Below are 16,076 nucleotides of genomic sequence, written 5' to 3'. Positions count from 1 at the left end.
TCGCCAGATGCAGTGACTGGCACACCGCATTCGCGAGCAAGCCCGCTCCCACACTGATCTCATTCTTGCCTTGGAACTTGCCGGGCTTTAGAACTTCGTCTGCACCGCCAGCTCAAACGTCCTCGGCGACCCGAGGTAATACGCCGGCGACACATGGGCAAACTCGGCATACACCTCATTGGTCAGGTTGCGCACCCGACCCGTCACGGAGGTGTGCTGATCCACCTTGTAGGTCAAAAACGTCCCAAGCAAGGTATACGCCGGCACCGTCAGGGTGTTGGCATTGTCGGCATACACCGACGCCACATACCGTGCATCCACACCCCCTTGCCAATCCTCCGCAAAGTCATAAGTCAGCCACAAATTACCCACTTGCCTGGGCACATTGGTCGGCGTGTTGCCCTTGCGCGACACCACGGCGCCGCTGGCAGTTTTCTCGTTGAAGTCCTCGTACTCGGCATCGACCCAGGCGTAGTTGCCCTCCAGCAATAGCTTGGGCGTGACCCGCAACGAACTGGCCAGTTCGATACCCTTGGACGTCTGCGCGCCCACCGGAATGCTGTTGGTCGGGTCCTGCGGGTCGGTGACGGCGAAGTCCTTCCGTTCGATCCTGTAGGCAGCGACGGTGGCCGAACCGCGACCGTCCAGGTAGGCGAACTTGCTGCCCACTTCCCACTGTTTGCCGGTGGACACGTCGAACACCTGGGTGGTGCTGCTCGGCTGTTCGGCGGCGGTGCTGTATTGCACGTAGACATTGGCTTGTGGAATGAACTGATACGTCAGGCCGATGCGCCCGGTCACCGGCTCCCAGCTGCGCTTGACGTGCCGGGGATTGCTGGCAGTGATGTCCCGGTGGTTGGTGACTTCAAGGTCAATCGCGTCGTAGCGCAGGCCCGTGAGCAGCGACAGTTTGTCGGTCAGGCCCAGGCGGTTTTCGACGAACAACGCCTTGGTGGTGACGGCGTTGGTCTTGTCCGGGTCGAAGCCGGGCTTGGTGCCGGGAAGGTCATAGAAATGCCCTGGATCGTAGTTGTTCGGATCCACCGTGTTTTTGGCGGATACGTTCAACGGGTTGTTGGTGGTGCTGTTGACCTTGTACTCAAAGCCGCCCGACCAGGTCGTGCTCAAGCCGAAGAACGTGTCGTCATGGCGCAGCTCGAACTGGTTGCCGTTCTGCTCACCCTGATGTCGCACCTGATAGGCCGTCGAGCGATTCACCGCGCTGTTATCGGCGTTGTACTGGTAGGTTTCCAGGTTGCGATAGTCGCGCTGGCTGTCGAGGTGATAGAGGGTGTTTTTCAGGGTGGTGCTGTCGTTGATCCGGTAGTCGATGATCGAGCGCACCCAGATTGTGCGTTGCTCATAACGGCCGTCGGCCACGTTGTAGTTGTTGAAGCGGTTGTGCTTGTCGATCTTCAACTCGCCGGACTTCGGGTTGAGCACCGGCGTGCCCCAGTAGGGGCTGTCTTCGTGTTCGTCCTGGTATTCCAGGGCCAGGGTGTGGGACAGGTTCGGGGTGAAGTCACTCAGCAGGGAAAACGCCACGCTCCAGGCATCGCGCTGTTGGCGATCGATATAGGTGTGGTTGGTGTTGCGGCTCACGTCCAGGCGCGCGTAATGCTGGACGTCGGCGCCCGGCTCGGTCAGGGCGTGGTTCAGGCCGAAGGCCATCCCGGCGGTGTCGTAGCTGCCATACGTCAGTTGCCCTTCGGCGGCTTGTTCCTCACGGGTGGCCAGCTTGGTCACGTAGTTCAGTGAACCACCGACGGAGCCGGCACCGTTGATCAGCGAAGAGGGGCCACCGACCAATTCGACCCGGTCATAAATCCACGCATCCACCGGGCGAGCCAGGCCGCCGGACACCGCGACGCCATTGAACATCTGGGTAATCTGGCTGCTGGTGAAACCCCGATAAGAGATAAAACCGCCAAACCCCGGCGGCGCGCTGGCGTTGACCCCGGGCAGGGTATTGGCCGCGTCCTGAAACGTCTTGGCGCCTCGGCGCTCGATGTCATTGCGATTGGCAATGCTGATGGACGCCGGAGTTTCCCGCACGCTCAGCCCCAGGCGCGAGGCCATGCCGCTGGACTGATCCAGGGCCAGGCCGGCATCGCCGGGTTGCTCGCCATCAATGGTGGTCGGTGCCAGCTCAATCGCCCAGGTGCTGACAGGCAGGCAGCCGAACAGGCCCGCCAGAAGGGGTAAATGTTTCATGGTTGAATCCTGAAAAACATGGCTTGAAAACAACCCACAGCCGTCCGCACTCCCGCTGGAGGCAGCCGCATGGGCCAATCAAAAAAGCGCAGGTATCAGGCGAGGGCGGGCGGGGCGCGCGGATTAGCCGCAGGCCAGGTGAAGCGGGCAGGAACGTCAGCGCTGGCAACGATGGCCGGCGGCGGCGCATGGGGTTGCGGCAGCACCGCCACATTGAGGCTGGAGTTGAGCGCCGGGCCCATGCCGCCGGTGGAGCACAGCGGGCAACCGAAGGCCTTCGAGAGCGTGGGCAGGGATTCATCGGTGGACTTGTAAGGCGCCGGGGCCTGGGTGCGCGGGTCCACCGTACAGAACTGGCCGCCGATGCCATTGAGCTGCATCCCGACCATTTGCCCATGACCAATGCTGCAGGCGAACACATTGAACAGGACGCAGCAGTAGAGCATCCAGGCAATGAGCGAGCGGTCGGTACGGGCGAGTTTCATGGGGCGGCACTTTATCATCAGCCGCCGACGAATTGCCTGCAAAAAATCTCAAGAGGGCTATCCTCTTCCGGACTTTTCCAAGGATATCCAGCCATGAGCTTTTTTGTCGCGCGATGGATTGTCGGGGTTTTTGGCTTCATCAGCCTGGTGCATTTGTACTGGGCAGCCGGTGGCAAATTGGGCGTTACCGCAGCCATTCCGCAGCTGCCGGGTGAGTTCGCCAGCGGCCCACGGCCCGCGTTCAAGCCGTCGGCACTGGGGACGCTGTTGGTGGGCGTGGGGTTGGTGGCGATTGCGGTGTTGGTGTGTCTGCGGGCCGGGCTGTATTTCGAGCCGGTGCCCAACCATGCGTTGCAGTGGGGGATCAGTGCAGTGGCACTGGTGATGTTTGCCCGGGCGATTGGGGATTCGGAGCTGGTGGGGTTTTTCAAGAAGGTCGGCGGGTCGCGGTTTGCGCGGCTGGATACGTTTTTTTACTCGCCGCTGTGTCTGGTGTTGGGGGCGGGGTTGTTGGTGGTGGCGTGGAGTTGACTGGCTAAAAAATAAAACCACAAAAACCACATAAGCAACAATTCCAACTTGACACTCGCCCACCGCGAGGCGTTTATTGACGTACCCATCGGACTTTTCGTAGACGTCCCAGGATACTCAATGAACACAGATGCCTCGTCGTCCTTTATGCCCAGCGTGCTAGACGCGGCCGACCGTATCCGCCAAGGCACACTCACCCCCGTGCAATTGGTCGAGCAAAGTCTCGAATCCATCAAAACCCACAATTCCACATTGAATGCCTTCGGCGACGTCTACACCGAATCCGCGCTGGAGCAGGCGAGAATCCTGACCGCCGAAGCACAGGCCAACCAGTTTCGCGGCCCGCTCCACGGCATCCCCTTCGGCATCAAAGACCTGTTCTCCACCGCCAACCTGCGCACCACCCGCGGTTCGCTCACCGGCCTGGACAACGTCCCCACACAAGATGCCCCGATCATCCGCCGCCTCAAAGACGCCGGCGCGATCATCCTCGGCAAGACCGCCACCACCGAATTCGGCTGGACCGGCGCCAGCACCTCCCGGGTCTTCGGCAACGGCCGCAACCCGTGGAACCCACAACTCACCAGCGGCGGCTCCAGCTCCGGCTCGGCCATCGCCGTGGCGGCGCGCATGGTCCCCGCCACGCTGGGCTCCGATGGCGGCGGTTCGGTGCGTATCCCCGGTGCCTTCTGCGGTGCATTCGCCCTTAAAGGCTCCCTCGGGCGCATCCCCACCTGGCCCTGGTCCGCCACTGAGATGCTCAGCCACGCTGGCCCGATCACCCGCACCGTGCGCGACAGTGCGTTGCTCTTCGATATCCTCTCTGGGCCCGACCCATTGGATCACCAGGCTTTGCCCGCGCCGACCGAGTCCTACCTGGCGCGCTGCGACCAGCCGTTGGGCCCTTTGCGTGTGGCGTACTGCCCGACCTTGTTCGAGACGCCCGTGGACCCGGTCATTGCCGCCACCGTGGAAGCGGCGGTGCATTACCTCGCCGACGAGCTGCCGGCTACGGTCACCACCTTGACCCTGGACTGGCAAGACCCGCTGGCCACCTTCGAAACCCTGTGGGTTGGCGGGCGCGGGATCGCCTACGGCAAATCCCTGGCCGATCGCCTCGATCAACTGGACCCAGGCTTCGCCGCACTGATCAAACGTTCCGCCGATTACGACTTGGCGGCCTATCTAAAAGCCGTGCAACAACGTGCACTGTTCGCCAATCAGGTACACGCGTTGTTTAACGACTACGACGTGCTGCTGATGCCGACGATGCCGATCCTGCCGTTCGCCGCCGACCGGGTTGCCCCCGAGGGCTGGCCAGGGGAGGAGGGCGCAGTGCCCTGGGCACGCTGGACGCCGTTTACCTACCCGTTCAATATCACCGGCAACCCCGCCGCCAGCCTGCCCTGTGGCTTTAGCCCGTGCGGTTTGCCGATTGGCTTGCAGGTGATCGGCCGGCGTTTTGCCGATGCCCAGGTGCTGCAATTCTGCGCAGCCGTGGAAGCCATCGCCCCGTGGGATCAGCACCTTCCCCCGATGCTGAGTCCCTGATTGATTGCACCCGGAGTGAGCTCAACAGAAGCCCGCCCGTGATAAACGCTTTGTGTTGTCCTGCCCTTTCACACCCTGATGAGTGAGAGGTACCCCGTGACCCTGTCCATGGCCGTATTACGCTCTATGCTCCCTGCTGGACCGGCTTGCGCCGCGTCTCGTCGTGGGTCGCGCAATACCGCCCGCCTGAACCTGCCCTGGAATACCTCTTTTATGCTCAACCAGCCACGTCTCGACGAAATCATGCTCCTGCTCACCCAACACCAGCGCGTCAAGGCGTCGGACCTTGCGCAGACGCTGTTCGTCTCCGAAGAAACCATCCGCCGCGACTTCAAGTACCTGGAAGAAGCCGGCAAGCTGCGGCGTATCCACGGTGGCGCGATCCTGCCGCGGCTCAACGAAGAACAGCCGCTGCAAGTGCGCAGCCGCATCAAGCCCCAGGCCAAGACGCGCATCGCGGTGTGCGCGGCGAAGCTGGTGAGCGAAGGCATGGTGCTGTTTCTCGACACCGGCACCTCGACCTTGGCCCTGGCCCAGCAACTGATTGGGTTCAGCCAGTTGCGCATCGTCACCAACTCCCTGGACATCGCCCGCCTGATCACCGAACAAAGCGCCAACCAGGTGCTGGTGGTGCCTGGCGATGTACGCCGCAACGACAACGCGCTGATTGGCGCCCACACCCTGGAATTCGTCCGACAGTTCCACTACGACATTGCCTTCATGGGCATCGGCGCTGTCGACCTGGAGCTGGGGTTCATGGACTACCAGGAACCCGAGGCGCTGCTGCGCCGAGAGCTGACCAAACACAGCCTGCGCAGCGTGATCCTGGCCGACGACGCCAAGTTCGGCCACCGCACCTTTATCAACACGCTGCCGTTCAGCGCCGTCACGACCCTGGTCACCAATCGTGCGCCGTCCGGCGATTTTGCGACCCGCCTGGAGCAAGCCCATGTCGACGTCCTTTACCCCTGAGTTGCTGTCGCCCAGTGAACAGGACCTTGCAACCTTCGAGGCGCTGTTCCGCGATACCTCAGCCATCGGCGCGACTCAGGCCGGTGGGCTGCATCGCCTGGCGGCCTCGGCCGAAGACGGCGCTGTGCGCGACTTGTTCGCGGCCTGGCTGGCCGAACGCGGCTTTGAAGTGCGCGTGGATGCAGTGGGTAACCTGTTCGGTTTGATTACCTTTAACCCAGACGCGCCCTACGTGCTGTGTGGCTCGCACCTGGACAGCCAGCCGAGCGCCGGGCGTTTTGATGGCGTCTACGGTGTGTTGGCCGGCGCGGTCGCGGTGGCCAGCGTTGCCCGGCAGTTGCGAGAGCGCGGCGAAGTGCCGGCGTGCAACCTGGCGGTGGTGAACTGGACCAACGAGGAGGGCGCGCGCTTCCAGCCCAGTCTGATCGGCAGCAGCGTGTTTACCGGCGACCTGTCGCTGCAAGACGCCTGGGCCTGCCGCGATGGCGACGGCATCAGCCTCAAGCATGCGCTGCAACAGATCGGTTATCTGGGGGAGGGCCGGGTGGCACTGGACGTTGCCGGTTACGTGGAGATCCACGTCGAACAAGGCGACGGCCTTGAGCGCGACGGCCTGGCCATCGGTGTGGTCCGCGACACCTGGGCGGCCCTCAAGCAACGGATTCGTTTTATCGGCGAACAGAACCACACTGGCCCTACGCCCATGACCGCGCGCAAGGATGCCTTGCTGGCCGCCGCCCACGCGATCACCGCTGTGCGGGCCGAAGCCGACCTGCACGGGGCGCAACTGCACAGCTCGGTGGGGCGCCTGGAGATTTACCCCAATTCCCCCAACGTGGTGCCCTCCCGTGTAACGCTGCACGTCGAGTACCGCTCCCCGGACACGGAGTTGCTGGCCGCCGCCGGTGAGCGCCTGGACGCCAGTCTCAAGGCCACCGCCAGCGCCACGTCGACGGACTACAGCATCGAAAGCCGCGCACTGCGTGAACCGACCCACCTGCACCACGGTTTTTCCGAACTGGCCTACAGCGTCGGCCAGCAACTGGGCTTGCCCATCGGCAACAGCGTCACCGTCTCAGGCCACGACGCCATCAGCCTGAGCCGGCATTACCCGGTGTGCCTGCTGTTTATCCCAAGCAGCAATGGCGTGTCCCATAACGAAGCGGAGTTCACCACCGAGGAGGACATGCGCAACGGTTTGCACATGCTGACCGCGTTGTTGCACCGCGCCTGTTCCACCCCCAACGCCTACTGCTGAGGTCTGCCATGTCGAGTCGTTTGCAAGCAAAGTCACGGCTGCTGGGCGCCCTGGAGGCCGCCGGTTTGTCCGCCCATGTGGTGATCGAAGAGGGCACCGCCGGGATTGCCTCGCCGGTGCGGCTGGCCACCGAGTGGACCGGCTATACCGTCACCGCGCCATGGGGGCGGTGTTACGCCAAAGTCTTGCATGACGACATGCGCGCGCTGATCGACATCGAACGCACCGCCCGCGCCACCCAACTGGCGGCGGATTGCGACGTGACGCCCGGCGTGCGCCTGGTGGATGCGGCGGCCGGCGTGTTACTTCTGGATGCCTTGCCCGCCAACGAATGGCGCTGGGCACGCCTCGACGAATTGATGCAGCCCCAGCGTCTGCAAGCGCTCTGGGCCCTGAAGAAACAACTGCACGCCGGCACCTCGCCGGGCTTCACCCGCTCGCCGCTGCAAGATATCCAGCACCTGCGCGAGCTGTGCGTGCGCTACAGCGTGGCCCTGCCTATTGACCACGCCTGGATCAGCACCTGCATTGACCTGGCCTGGACCTCCTTGCAATTGAGCGCCAGCGACTCGGTACCGCTGCACGGCGACGGCGTGGCGAGCAACGTGATGATCGGCCCCGACGGCGCCTTGCAACTGATCGACTTCGACTACGCTGGCTGCGGTGATCCCTGGTACGACGTGGCCATCAGCCTCAACGAGCTGTATGTCTTCGAAAGCGATTGGCGCGAAGGCATCCATGCCTGGGCCGGCGAATGCCGTGAAAGCGACTACGCCCGCTGTCGCTTGTACGCCTTGATCAACGATTGGTACTGGACCCTGTGGGGCCTCTGGGTCGGCGCCACCTCGGCGCGGCCGTTGGAGTTCTCCAAGGTTGGGCAATGGACGCTGTTGCGTTGCCGCCAGAGTCTGCAAGACCCACGGTTTGAAGGTTGGCTACGTCAGGTACAGGAGGGGCAGGCATGAAAGCGTTAGGTGAGGCGTGTACGCCACAAGAGTGTCAGCTGGAAGCGGCGGTGCGCGGGGTTGCCAGTTGGGGCGGCAGCTGCATTCGTTATGAACCGGTCAGCGGCGGGATTTCCAACACCAACTGGCGGGTGGAAGTGGCCGGGGTCGACACCGCGTATTTCTTCAAGGTGCCGGGGGTGGGCACCGAGATGTTTATCGACCGTCGCACGGCCCACGACGCCAGCCTCAAGGCCGCGCAAACCGGCTATGGCGTGCCGGTGTTTGCCTTTCTCGAAGAGTTTGGCGTGGAAGTCTTCGAGTTCATGGAAGGCTGGCGTGCCTCCTCCAACCATGACTTCCTCGACCGCGACGTGCGTCATAACGCGCTGCACGCCCTCAAGGCCTTCAACGACCAGCCGCCGTTGGTGCAGACCAAAACCGTGTTCGACATGATCGCCGAGCACCAGCGCCAGGTGGAGCAACTCAACGGCTGCAAGCCCGCCGACGACGCCTGGCTGCGCCGCCAATGCGACCGCGCCCGGAGCGTGCTGCAAGCCTCCGGCATGGATTTGGCGCCGTGCATGAACGACACCCTGGCGGGTAATTTCATGCTCAACGACCGTCGGCAGATTCGCCTGGTGGATTTTGAATACGCCTCCAACAACGACCGGCATTACGAACTGGCGCTGTGGTTCGGCGAAATGTTTTTCACCGATGAAATGGAGCTGGCCCTGATCGAAGACTACTTCGGCCAGGTTACCCCGCAGAACCTGGCACGCATCAAGTTGCACAAGGCCCTGGCGGATATCAAATGGTCGACCTGGGCGATGGTGCAGCACGCGGTGTCGCAGCTGGATTTCGACTTCTACAAATACGGCACTTGGAAGCATATGCGTGCCCGCAGCATCATTAATGACTCGCAATGGGAAACCTGGCTAAGACAGGCTTGAGCCTGCGCCGTACAACAATAATGCATTGAATGAAGTCACTTGGGCGCCGATTGGTGCCTGCGTTTTCACTGCTTGATTTTTGTTTGATCACACAAAAAAACGATCCACAAATTCAAGGAGCACCCGACTCATGAAATCCGATAACGTGCCACCCGGACGCCTGAAAAGCCAAATTTTCGGTGTGTACTTTTTCCTGTTGCTGATGCTCGCCTTATTCCCGCCGTTCTATTTGAGCGTGAGCGGCAGTACCGCGTTGGTACTGGGCATTCCGTTGCCAATCTTCTACTGGATCGCCATTGCCGTCCTCGCAGGCCTTGGCCTGTGGGCGTTGTACGTCGCCGAGCTGAAGGCCGGCGAAATTCCCGAAGAGGGGGATGCGCAATGATCAGCACCACCAGCGATGCCCACCTCTTTATCACCTTCGGCGTTATCGGCCTGTTTCTGGCCGGGATGATCGCCGTGCTGTACGCCACCAACCGCGAGAGCACGAGTTTTTCCGACTACGCCGTAGGCGGGCGCTCTTATGGGCCGTGGTACATCGCCATGTGTTACACCAACTCCTGGTGGCCGGGCTCGACCTTTACCGCGTTTTTCGCCCTGACCATCGGCGGCGCCCTGGGCTTCTACGGCATGGTCTACGCCACCCTTGGCGTGACGGCGATGTACCTGATGGCCCGCCGCGCCTGGACTTGGGGCCAGCGTTTCAACCTGCGCACCCAGCCGGACTTGCTCGGCATGCGCTTCAACAGTCCGGTGGTCAAGCGCGTCGCCTCGATCATCGGCATCATCTCGGTGTTCCCGTGGGTGGTGATGGGCATCCAGGCCTTGGCGATGCTGTTCCAGTTCGCCAGCTTCGGCCGCTGGGGCGTCACCACCTGCCTGATCGCCGGCGTAGTGGTGGTGCTGGTGCGCCAGTACTGGACCGTGAGCATGGGCATGCGCGGGCTGATCATGACCGATATGTTCCAGGGCCTGATCGCCTATGTCGTGTGTGCGGCGCTGTGTGTGTTCCTGCTGTTCGGCGACCAGGCGTCGTTCTCCAACCTGTCGCACCTGCCGGCCAAGATGTTGCTGATTCCCGGCGCCAGCGGCACCGGTTATGGCCCGCTGTATATGTTCAGCCTGATCTTCACCGGGGTGATCGGCTCGATGTGCTGGCCCATGAGCTTCCAGCGCATCTACACCGCCAGCGGTGTGAAGGCGGTGAAGAAAGGCACGCTGTACACGATCCTGCTGGTGGGTGGTTTCTACGGGATTCTGATGCTGTTTGCCGCGGCCATCAGCCAGGACCCGAACGTCATCGCGCACCCGCAACAAGGCTGGTTCCTGTCACTGTTCGACATCGGCGGGCCGTGGATGCTGGCGCTGGCGATCGTCATCGTGTTGGCGGCGAGCATCGGCCACGTCGACGGCTGCGTGCAGGTCTGCGGCACCCAGTTCGCCAACGACCTGGCCACCTGGAACACCCCGCGTACCGATCGGCAACTGACGCTGCTGGCCAAGTCCGGGATGGTGGTGTTTATCGTCGCCGCCTCGGTGCTGGCGTACCTGACCTTTGATTACGCGCGGCTGCAATTGCTGGCGCAGATTTCCTACCAGGGGATTATCCAATTGGCGGTGCCGCTGTTCTTCGGGATCTTCAGCCGCCGCGGCAACAAGGAAGGCGCGATTGCCGGGATGCTAGCGGGGATTGTGGTGGCGATCGTGCTGACGACGATGTACCCGGACGACATTCCCGGGCTGGGGTCGTTGACCAGCGGGATCGTCGGGTTGGTGGTCAATGCGGGGATTTTTGTGGCGTGTGCACTGGCGATCAAGCCGAGCGCGGAGGAGAGTGCGCGGGTGGAGCAGTTGTTTGAGATGGCGGCGCCGGGTCGTAAAGTGCCGATGGGAGCGACGCCGGTCCTGAACTGAGCCCACCTCTCAAACCCAATGTAGTTCCAATGTGGGAGCGGGCTTGCTCGCGAATGCAGACTGTCAGTTAAAGCATCAGCGACTGATACAGCGCATTCGCGAGCAAGCCCGCTCCCACATTTTTGATTGTGTTTCTACACAGAATTCCCGTTTTGTCGCAGGCGTTTGTAGAGGGTATTGCGGCTGACGCCAAGCTCTCTGGCCAGGTGAGAGATATTCCCGCCCACCGCCTTCAGTCGCTCATTCAGGTCCAGACTGTCATCCACTGCATCACACACCGGCACCACCCCATTCAAATCCACAAAAAAATCATCCGGCAAATGTTCCACCCGAATCGGCAGCTCTTCCGCCATGGCCAGCGCCACCTGCAACACGCTACTCACTTGGCGCAGGTTCCCCGGCCACGGATGCTGTTCAAACAAGGCCAGTACCTCGTTACTCAATCCGGCCCACTGCGTCGGCTCGCGATGCTGTTGCCACAGCTGCTTGAACAACGCCTGTTTATCCGTGCGCTCCCGTAGCGGCGGCAGCTCCAAGGTCAGGCCACCGATTCGGTAATACAGGTCTTCGCGAAAACGCCCGAGCTGTACCTGTTCGCGCAGCGAGCGGTTGGTGGCGGAGATGATCCGCAAATCCACCGGGTACAACTCGCTGCTGCCTACAGGCTGAACACAGCGTTCCTGCAATACCCGCAACAGCCGGGCCTGGGTCGGCAGCGGCATGTCGCCGATCTCGTCGAGGAACAGCGTGCCTTTGTCTGCCTTGCGGATCAGCCCGATGCTGCCTTTCTGGTTGGCGCCGGTGAACGCGCCTTTTTCGTAGCCGAACAGTTCCGACTCCACCAGTTCGGCGGGGATTGCTGCGCAGTTGACGGCGATAAATGCTTGTTGGCTGCGGGAACTGGCCTGGTGCAGGGCTTTGACGAACACTTCCTTTCCGACGCCGGTTTCGCCATGGATCAGCAACGGAATGTCCTTTTCCAGCAGGCGCTCGGCCTGACGCACGGCCTTTTCCACGCGGGCATCGCCGAAGTGCAGGGTCTTGAGACTGATGGCCGTGGGGCCGGATTCGCGGGGCTTTTTCGTTTCCACAAACACGCGAGCCTGCACTGGCGCCTGTTTCGGCCGTTTCAGCAGGCATTGGAAACGGTTGCGCCCGGCGGCTTGCAGCGAGAAGGGCAGGCCTTCGGGCTGGTTGAGCAGTTCCAGCAGCGACACCTTGAACAGGCTGTCGATCAACACCCGCGACAGGCTGATGCCCAGCAGGTTGTCAGCCCGGCGATTGGCCGACAGTACCTGGCCGCTTTCATCAAAAATCAGCAGCCCGGCCCATTGGCTGTCGAGATTGTTCAACCCGGTATTGAACGTCAGCTGGAAATGCTCACCGCGAAACAGGTTGAGGATCAGCCGGTTCTCGACGGTCTGGCTCATCATCTTGACCATGCCCAGGGTGTGGGAGGGCGGCAGGTAGCTGTCGCTGGACACATCCAGCACCGCGATGATTTCCCGCTGCGCATCGAAGATCGGCGCTGCCGAGCCGGTCATGAAACGGTTGGCCTTGAGGAAGTGTTCGTCGTGTTCGATATGCACTGCCTGGGCACAGGCCAGGGCGGTGCCGATGGCGTTGGTGCCGCTGGAGCGCTCCATCCAGCTGGCGCCGGCGCTGAAACCACGGGCCAGCTTGGGTTCGATAAAACGTTGGGTGCCCCACGAAGTCAGCACCTGGCCCTGGTTGTCGGCAAGCATGATCAGGCAGTTGGAATTGCTGAGAATGTTTTCGTAGTAGGGCAGCACTTCCTGGTGGGTGGTCTGCACGAGGGAATGCTGGCTTTCGAGCAATTGGCTGACGCCGTCTGCGGGCAGTTGGTCGAAGCTCGGCGTGCTCTGGTGATCCAGGCCATAGGCCCGGCAGCGGCGCCAGGAGTCCTGGATGATGGCATCGTGCGCCAGCGGTGTGCTCATGGCGGTGACCCTTGCTTTATTGTTGTTCTGGGGTGCGGAAGGCCCGTTCAGTGTTGTTCAGAACTGTTCATTGTCAACCCGGCGGTTGTTCAGTTGTTCAGGTTGACCTGTTCATTTCTGTTCAGGGGCCCATCGCCTTTTTGTCTAACCCGTTGACCGGCCTGGGTTTTGGGTTGTTGGCACGGAACTCGCTCTGTGCTCTTGCCAGAACCATTCCAATAATAAAAAGGTCGTGTCATGTCATTGACCCTGGAGCACGTCACTCGCGTTGTCGAAGGCCAAACCTGGATCGACGACGCCAACCTGCGTTTCGAAGCCGGTTCCTTCAATGTATTGCTGGGCCGTACCCTGTCCGGCAAGACCAGCCTGATGCGCCTGATGGCCGGCCTGGACAAGCCCGACAGCGGGCGCATCCTGATGAATGGCGTGGACGTCACCCAGAAGCCGGTGCGCCTGCGCAATGTGTCGATGGTCTATCAGCAGTTCATCAACTACCCGACCATGACTGTGTTCGAGAACATCGCCTCGCCGCTGCGCCAGGCCGGAGTCTCTGCCGAGCAGATCCAGAGCAAAGTCCTTGAAACCGCAAAAATGCTGCGCATCGAGAAATTCCTCCAGCGTCACCCCCTGGAACTCTCCGGCGGCCAGCAGCAACGCACCGCCATGGCCCGGGCGCTGGTCAAGGACGCCGAGCTGATTCTGTTCGATGAACCCCTGGTGAACCTGGACTACAAACTGCGGGAAGAACTGCGCCAGGAAATGCGTGAGCTGTTCAAGGCGCGCCACACCATCGCGATCTACGCCACCACCGAACCCAACGAAGCCTTGGCCCTGGGCGGCACCACCACGATTCTGCATGAGGGCCGGGTGATCCAGAGCGGCAAGGCGGCCGAGGTCTATCACCAGCCGCAAACCGTGCTGGCGGCCGAGCTGTTTTCCGAGCCGCCGATCAACCTGATGCCCGGGCGTATCAGCGGCAATGAAGTGAGCTTCGCCAACTTCGTGCACTTCCCGCTGAACGTCGACTTGCGACCCATCGGTGAAGGCGAGTTTCGCTTTGGCGTGCGTCCCAGCCATATCAGCCTGGTACCGAGCAACGACGATGACCTGGAGCTGGCAGTGACCGTGGAAGTCGCCGAGATCAGCGGCTCGGAAACCTTCCTGCACGTGCGCAGCGAACACTTCCTGCTGGTGCTGCACTTGCCCGGGGTGCACGAGTACGACGTCGACGCGCCGATCCGCATCTATATCCCTACCCACAAATTGTTTGTGTTCGATGGCCAGGGACGTTTGGTTCAGGCCCCCGGCCGACGTGTCGCGAGGGTTGCCTGATGGCCGAGATCCATTTGCAGAACCTGGCCCACAGCTACAGCTCCAAGCCAAACGGCCCCGAGGACTACGCGATTCGCGAGATGAACCACGTCTGGGAGCAGGGTGGCGCCTATGCCTTGCTCGGGCCGTCGGGCTGCGGCAAGTCGACCTTGCTCAACATCATCTCCGGCCTGCTCAGCCCGTCCGAAGGCCAGGTGCTGTTCGACACCAAGGTGGTCAACGAGCTGACCCCGGAAAAGCGCAACATCGCCCAGGTGTTCCAGTTCCCGGTGGTGTACGACACCATGACCGTGTTCGATAACCTGGCCTTTCCCTTGCGAAACCAGGGCATGGCCGAGGCGAAGATTCACAGCAAGGTGCAGGAAATTGCCGAGGTGCTCGACCTGCAGAACCTGCTGGGTAAAAAAGCCCGCAATCTCACCGCCGATGAAAAACAGAAAGTCTCCATGGGCCGCGGGCTGGTGCGGGATGACGTTTCGGCGATCCTGTTCGACGAACCGCTGACGGTGATCGACCCGCACCTGAAGTGGAAGCTGCGGCGCAAGCTCAAGCAGATCCACGAGCAGTTCAATATCACCATGGTCTACGTGACCCACGACCAACTGGAAGCCTCGACCTTCGCCGACAAGATCGCGGTGATGTACGGCGGGCAGATCGTGCAGTTCGGTACGCCCCGGGAGTTGTTCGAGCGGCCCAGCCACACCTTTGTTGGCTATTTCATCGGCAGCCCGGGGATGAATCTGATTGAGGTGCAGGCAGAGGCGGGCGGTGTGCGCTTTGCCGGGACACACCTGGCGTTGTCCGAGGCGTTACAGCAGCGCATTGGCGAAACGCCTTACAAGAAGCTGCAGGTCGGCATCCGCCCGGAATTTATCCATGTGTGGGATGAGCACAATCCCGACGCGCTACAGGCGCAAGTCACCTATGTCGAAGACCTCGGCACCTACAAGATCATGACCCTCAACCTCGACGGCGCCCCGTTGAAAGTGCGCCTGGCCGAAGACAAACCAGTGCCCGAAGGCCAGGCGTCCATCAGCTTTCCGGGGCAGTGGCTGATGGTGTATGCCGACGACTACTTGCTGGAGGTGCAGCCATGAACAAGGTGCAAAACAACAAGGCCTGGTGGCTGGTATTGCCGGTGTTCCTGCTGGTGGCCTTCAGCGCGGTGATCCCGATGATGACCGTGGTCAACTACTCGGTGCAGGACATCTTCGACCAATCCAGTCGCTACTTCGTCGGCGCTGACTGGTACAAACAGGTGCTGCAGGACCCACGCCTGCATGACTCGCTGCTGCGTCAGTTCATCTACTCCGCCTGTGTGCTGTTGATCGAGATTCCGCTGGGCATCGCCATCGCCCTGACCATGCCCACCAAGGGCCGCTGGTCGTCGCTGGTGTTGATCGTGATGGCGATTCCACTGCTGATCCCATGGAACGTGGTCGGTACCATCTGGCAGATCTTTGGGCGTGCCGACATTGGCCTGATGGGTTCCACGCTCAACGCGATGGGCATCAGCTACAACTACGCCGCCAATACCATGGACGCCTGGGTCACGGTGCTGGTGATGGACGTGTGGCACTGGACGTCCCTGGTGGCGCTGCTGTGTTTCTCGGGGCTGCGGGCGATCCCGGATGTGTACTACCAGGCGGCGCGGATTGATCGGGCGTCAAGTTGGGCGGTATTCCGACATATCCAGCTGCCAAAGCTGAAAAGCGTGCTGCTGATCGCGGTGATGCTGCGCTTCATGGACAGTTTCATGATCTACACCGAGCCGTTTGTGCTGACGGGCGGCGGGCCGGGGAATGCCACCACCTTCCTCAGTCAGACGCTTACCCAGATGGCCGTAGGCCAATTCGACCTGGGCCCGGCGGCGGCGTTCTCCCTGGTGTACTTCCTGATCATCCTGTTGGTGTCCTGGCTGTTCTACACCGCCATGACCCACTCCGACGCCAACCGCTGAG

General features: G+C 61.7%; 14 protein-coding genes. 11 read left to right on the top strand and 3 right to left on the bottom strand.

What is annotated here, in order from left to right; all coding sequences use genetic code 11:
- Positions 1-87: 87 nt before the first annotated feature.
- Positions 88-2,214, bottom strand: a complete 2,127-nt coding sequence (locus tag K0H47_RS27635; protein ID WP_219273940.1) for a TonB-dependent siderophore receptor — start codon at positions 2,212-2,214, stop codon at positions 88-90.
- 95 nt (positions 2,215-2,309) lie between these two features.
- Positions 2,310-2,699, bottom strand: a complete 390-nt coding sequence (locus K0H47_RS27630; protein ID WP_063029385.1) for a DUF2946 domain-containing protein — start codon at positions 2,697-2,699, stop codon at positions 2,310-2,312.
- A gap of 93 nt (positions 2,700-2,792) precedes the next feature.
- On the opposite strand from K0H47_RS27630, the gene K0H47_RS27625 reads away from it, so the two are divergent.
- The 8 genes from K0H47_RS27625 (at position 2,793) to K0H47_RS27590 (ending at position 10,822) form a co-directional block, all read left to right on the top strand.
- On the top strand, positions 2,793-3,230 hold the full coding sequence (locus tag K0H47_RS27625) for a DUF3995 domain-containing protein (RefSeq protein ID WP_063029387.1): 438 nt from the start codon (positions 2,793-2,795) through the stop codon (positions 3,228-3,230).
- A 120-nt stretch (positions 3,231-3,350) separates the two neighbouring features.
- The gene (locus K0H47_RS27620; RefSeq protein ID WP_219273939.1) at positions 3,351-4,781 is read left to right on the top strand and encodes an amidase; all 1,431 of its coding nucleotides are present in this window, start codon (positions 3,351-3,353) and stop codon (positions 4,779-4,781) included.
- A 213-nt stretch (positions 4,782-4,994) separates the two neighbouring features.
- On the top strand, positions 4,995-5,753 hold the full coding sequence (locus K0H47_RS27615) for a DeoR/GlpR family DNA-binding transcription regulator (protein ID WP_063029391.1): 759 nt from the start codon (positions 4,995-4,997) through the stop codon (positions 5,751-5,753).
- Positions 5,731-7,011, top strand: coding sequence for a M20 family metallo-hydrolase (locus K0H47_RS27610; RefSeq protein ID WP_219273938.1), 1,281 nt, complete (start codon positions 5,731-5,733; stop codon positions 7,009-7,011). The genes K0H47_RS27615 and K0H47_RS27610 overlap by 23 nt, the downstream gene beginning before the upstream one ends.
- 8 nt (positions 7,012-7,019) lie before the next feature.
- Entirely contained in the window at positions 7,020-7,976 is a 957-nt protein-coding gene (locus K0H47_RS27605) for an aminoglycoside phosphotransferase family protein (RefSeq protein ID WP_218263509.1), read from the top strand.
- Positions 7,973-8,908 (top strand): choline kinase family protein, encoded by a 936-nt coding sequence (locus tag K0H47_RS27600; protein WP_219273937.1) that lies wholly within the window; start codon positions 7,973-7,975, stop codon positions 8,906-8,908. Before K0H47_RS27605 ends, K0H47_RS27600 begins: the two co-directional genes overlap by 4 nt.
- A 130-nt stretch (positions 8,909-9,038) precedes the next feature.
- A complete protein-coding gene (locus K0H47_RS27595; RefSeq protein ID WP_219273936.1) occupies positions 9,039-9,293 on the top strand; it encodes a hypothetical protein in 255 nt (84 codons plus the stop codon).
- Positions 9,290-10,822 carry a sodium:solute symporter gene (locus K0H47_RS27590; RefSeq protein WP_177026403.1) on the top strand — a complete coding sequence of 511 codons (1,533 nt, stop codon included), beginning with the start codon at positions 9,290-9,292 and terminating at the stop codon, positions 10,820-10,822. The genes K0H47_RS27595 and K0H47_RS27590 overlap by 4 nt, the downstream gene beginning before the upstream one ends.
- A gap of 134 nt (positions 10,823-10,956) precedes the next feature.
- Here the strand turns inward: K0H47_RS27590 and K0H47_RS27585 are convergent, their stop codons facing one another.
- Positions 10,957-12,783: a sigma-54-dependent Fis family transcriptional regulator gene (locus tag K0H47_RS27585; RefSeq protein WP_201140292.1), complete on the bottom strand. Its 1,827-nt coding sequence runs from the start codon at positions 12,781-12,783 to the stop codon at positions 10,957-10,959.
- A 237-nt stretch (positions 12,784-13,020) separates the two neighbouring features.
- Between K0H47_RS27585 and K0H47_RS27580 the strand changes: the two genes are divergently transcribed.
- Genes K0H47_RS27580 through K0H47_RS27570 form a run of 3 tightly spaced genes read left to right on the top strand, consistent with a single transcriptional unit; the run spans position 13,021 to position 16,075 of the window.
- A complete protein-coding gene (locus K0H47_RS27580; protein ID WP_003218524.1) occupies positions 13,021-14,115 on the top strand; it encodes an ABC transporter ATP-binding protein in 1,095 nt (364 codons plus the stop codon).
- On the top strand, positions 14,115-15,212 hold the full coding sequence (locus K0H47_RS27575; RefSeq protein ID WP_219273935.1) for an ABC transporter ATP-binding protein: 1,098 nt from the start codon (positions 14,115-14,117) through the stop codon (positions 15,210-15,212). The genes K0H47_RS27580 and K0H47_RS27575 overlap by 1 nt, the downstream gene beginning before the upstream one ends.
- Positions 15,209-16,075 (top strand): carbohydrate ABC transporter permease, encoded by an 867-nt coding sequence (locus K0H47_RS27570; RefSeq protein ID WP_219273934.1) that lies wholly within the window; start codon positions 15,209-15,211, stop codon positions 16,073-16,075. The genes K0H47_RS27575 and K0H47_RS27570 overlap by 4 nt, the downstream gene beginning before the upstream one ends.
- Position 16,076 lies beyond the last annotated feature (1 nt).

Source organism: Pseudomonas sp. Xaverov 83, from assembly GCF_019352905.1.
Taxonomy (GTDB): Bacteria; Pseudomonadota; Gammaproteobacteria; order Pseudomonadales; family Pseudomonadaceae; genus Aquipseudomonas; species Aquipseudomonas yamanorum.
Note: the sequence above shows the minus strand (reverse complement) of the source record. Positions and strands in the feature narration are given on the sequence as shown.

Bases quoted from the DNA above. Each gene is read 5' to 3' on its own strand.
- K0H47_RS27635 (WP_219273940.1), bottom strand. From the start codon at position 2,214: ATGAAACATTTACCCCTTCTGGCGGGCCTGTTCGGCTGCCTGCCTGTC.
- K0H47_RS27630 (WP_063029385.1), bottom strand. From the start codon at position 2,699: ATGAAACTCGCCCGTACCGACCGCTCGCTCATTGCCTGGATGCTCTAC.
- K0H47_RS27625 (WP_063029387.1), top strand. From the start codon at position 2,793: ATGAGCTTTTTTGTCGCGCGATGGATTGTCGGGGTTTTTGGCTTCATC.
- K0H47_RS27620 (WP_219273939.1), top strand. From the start codon at position 3,351: ATGAACACAGATGCCTCGTCGTCCTTTATGCCCAGCGTGCTAGACGCG.
- K0H47_RS27615 (WP_063029391.1), top strand. From the start codon at position 4,995: ATGCTCAACCAGCCACGTCTCGACGAAATCATGCTCCTGCTCACCCAA.
- K0H47_RS27610 (WP_219273938.1), top strand. From the start codon at position 5,731: ATGTCGACGTCCTTTACCCCTGAGTTGCTGTCGCCCAGTGAACAGGAC.
- K0H47_RS27605 (WP_218263509.1), top strand. From the start codon at position 7,020: ATGTCGAGTCGTTTGCAAGCAAAGTCACGGCTGCTGGGCGCCCTGGAG.
- K0H47_RS27600 (WP_219273937.1), top strand. From the start codon at position 7,973: ATGAAAGCGTTAGGTGAGGCGTGTACGCCACAAGAGTGTCAGCTGGAA.
- K0H47_RS27595 (WP_219273936.1), top strand. From the start codon at position 9,039: ATGAAATCCGATAACGTGCCACCCGGACGCCTGAAAAGCCAAATTTTC.
- K0H47_RS27590 (WP_177026403.1), top strand. From the start codon at position 9,290: ATGATCAGCACCACCAGCGATGCCCACCTCTTTATCACCTTCGGCGTT.
- K0H47_RS27585 (WP_201140292.1), bottom strand. From the start codon at position 12,783: ATGAGCACACCGCTGGCGCACGATGCCATCATCCAGGACTCCTGGCGC.
- K0H47_RS27580 (WP_003218524.1), top strand. From the start codon at position 13,021: ATGTCATTGACCCTGGAGCACGTCACTCGCGTTGTCGAAGGCCAAACC.
- K0H47_RS27575 (WP_219273935.1), top strand. From the start codon at position 14,115: ATGGCCGAGATCCATTTGCAGAACCTGGCCCACAGCTACAGCTCCAAG.
- K0H47_RS27570 (WP_219273934.1), top strand. From the start codon at position 15,209: ATGAACAAGGTGCAAAACAACAAGGCCTGGTGGCTGGTATTGCCGGTG.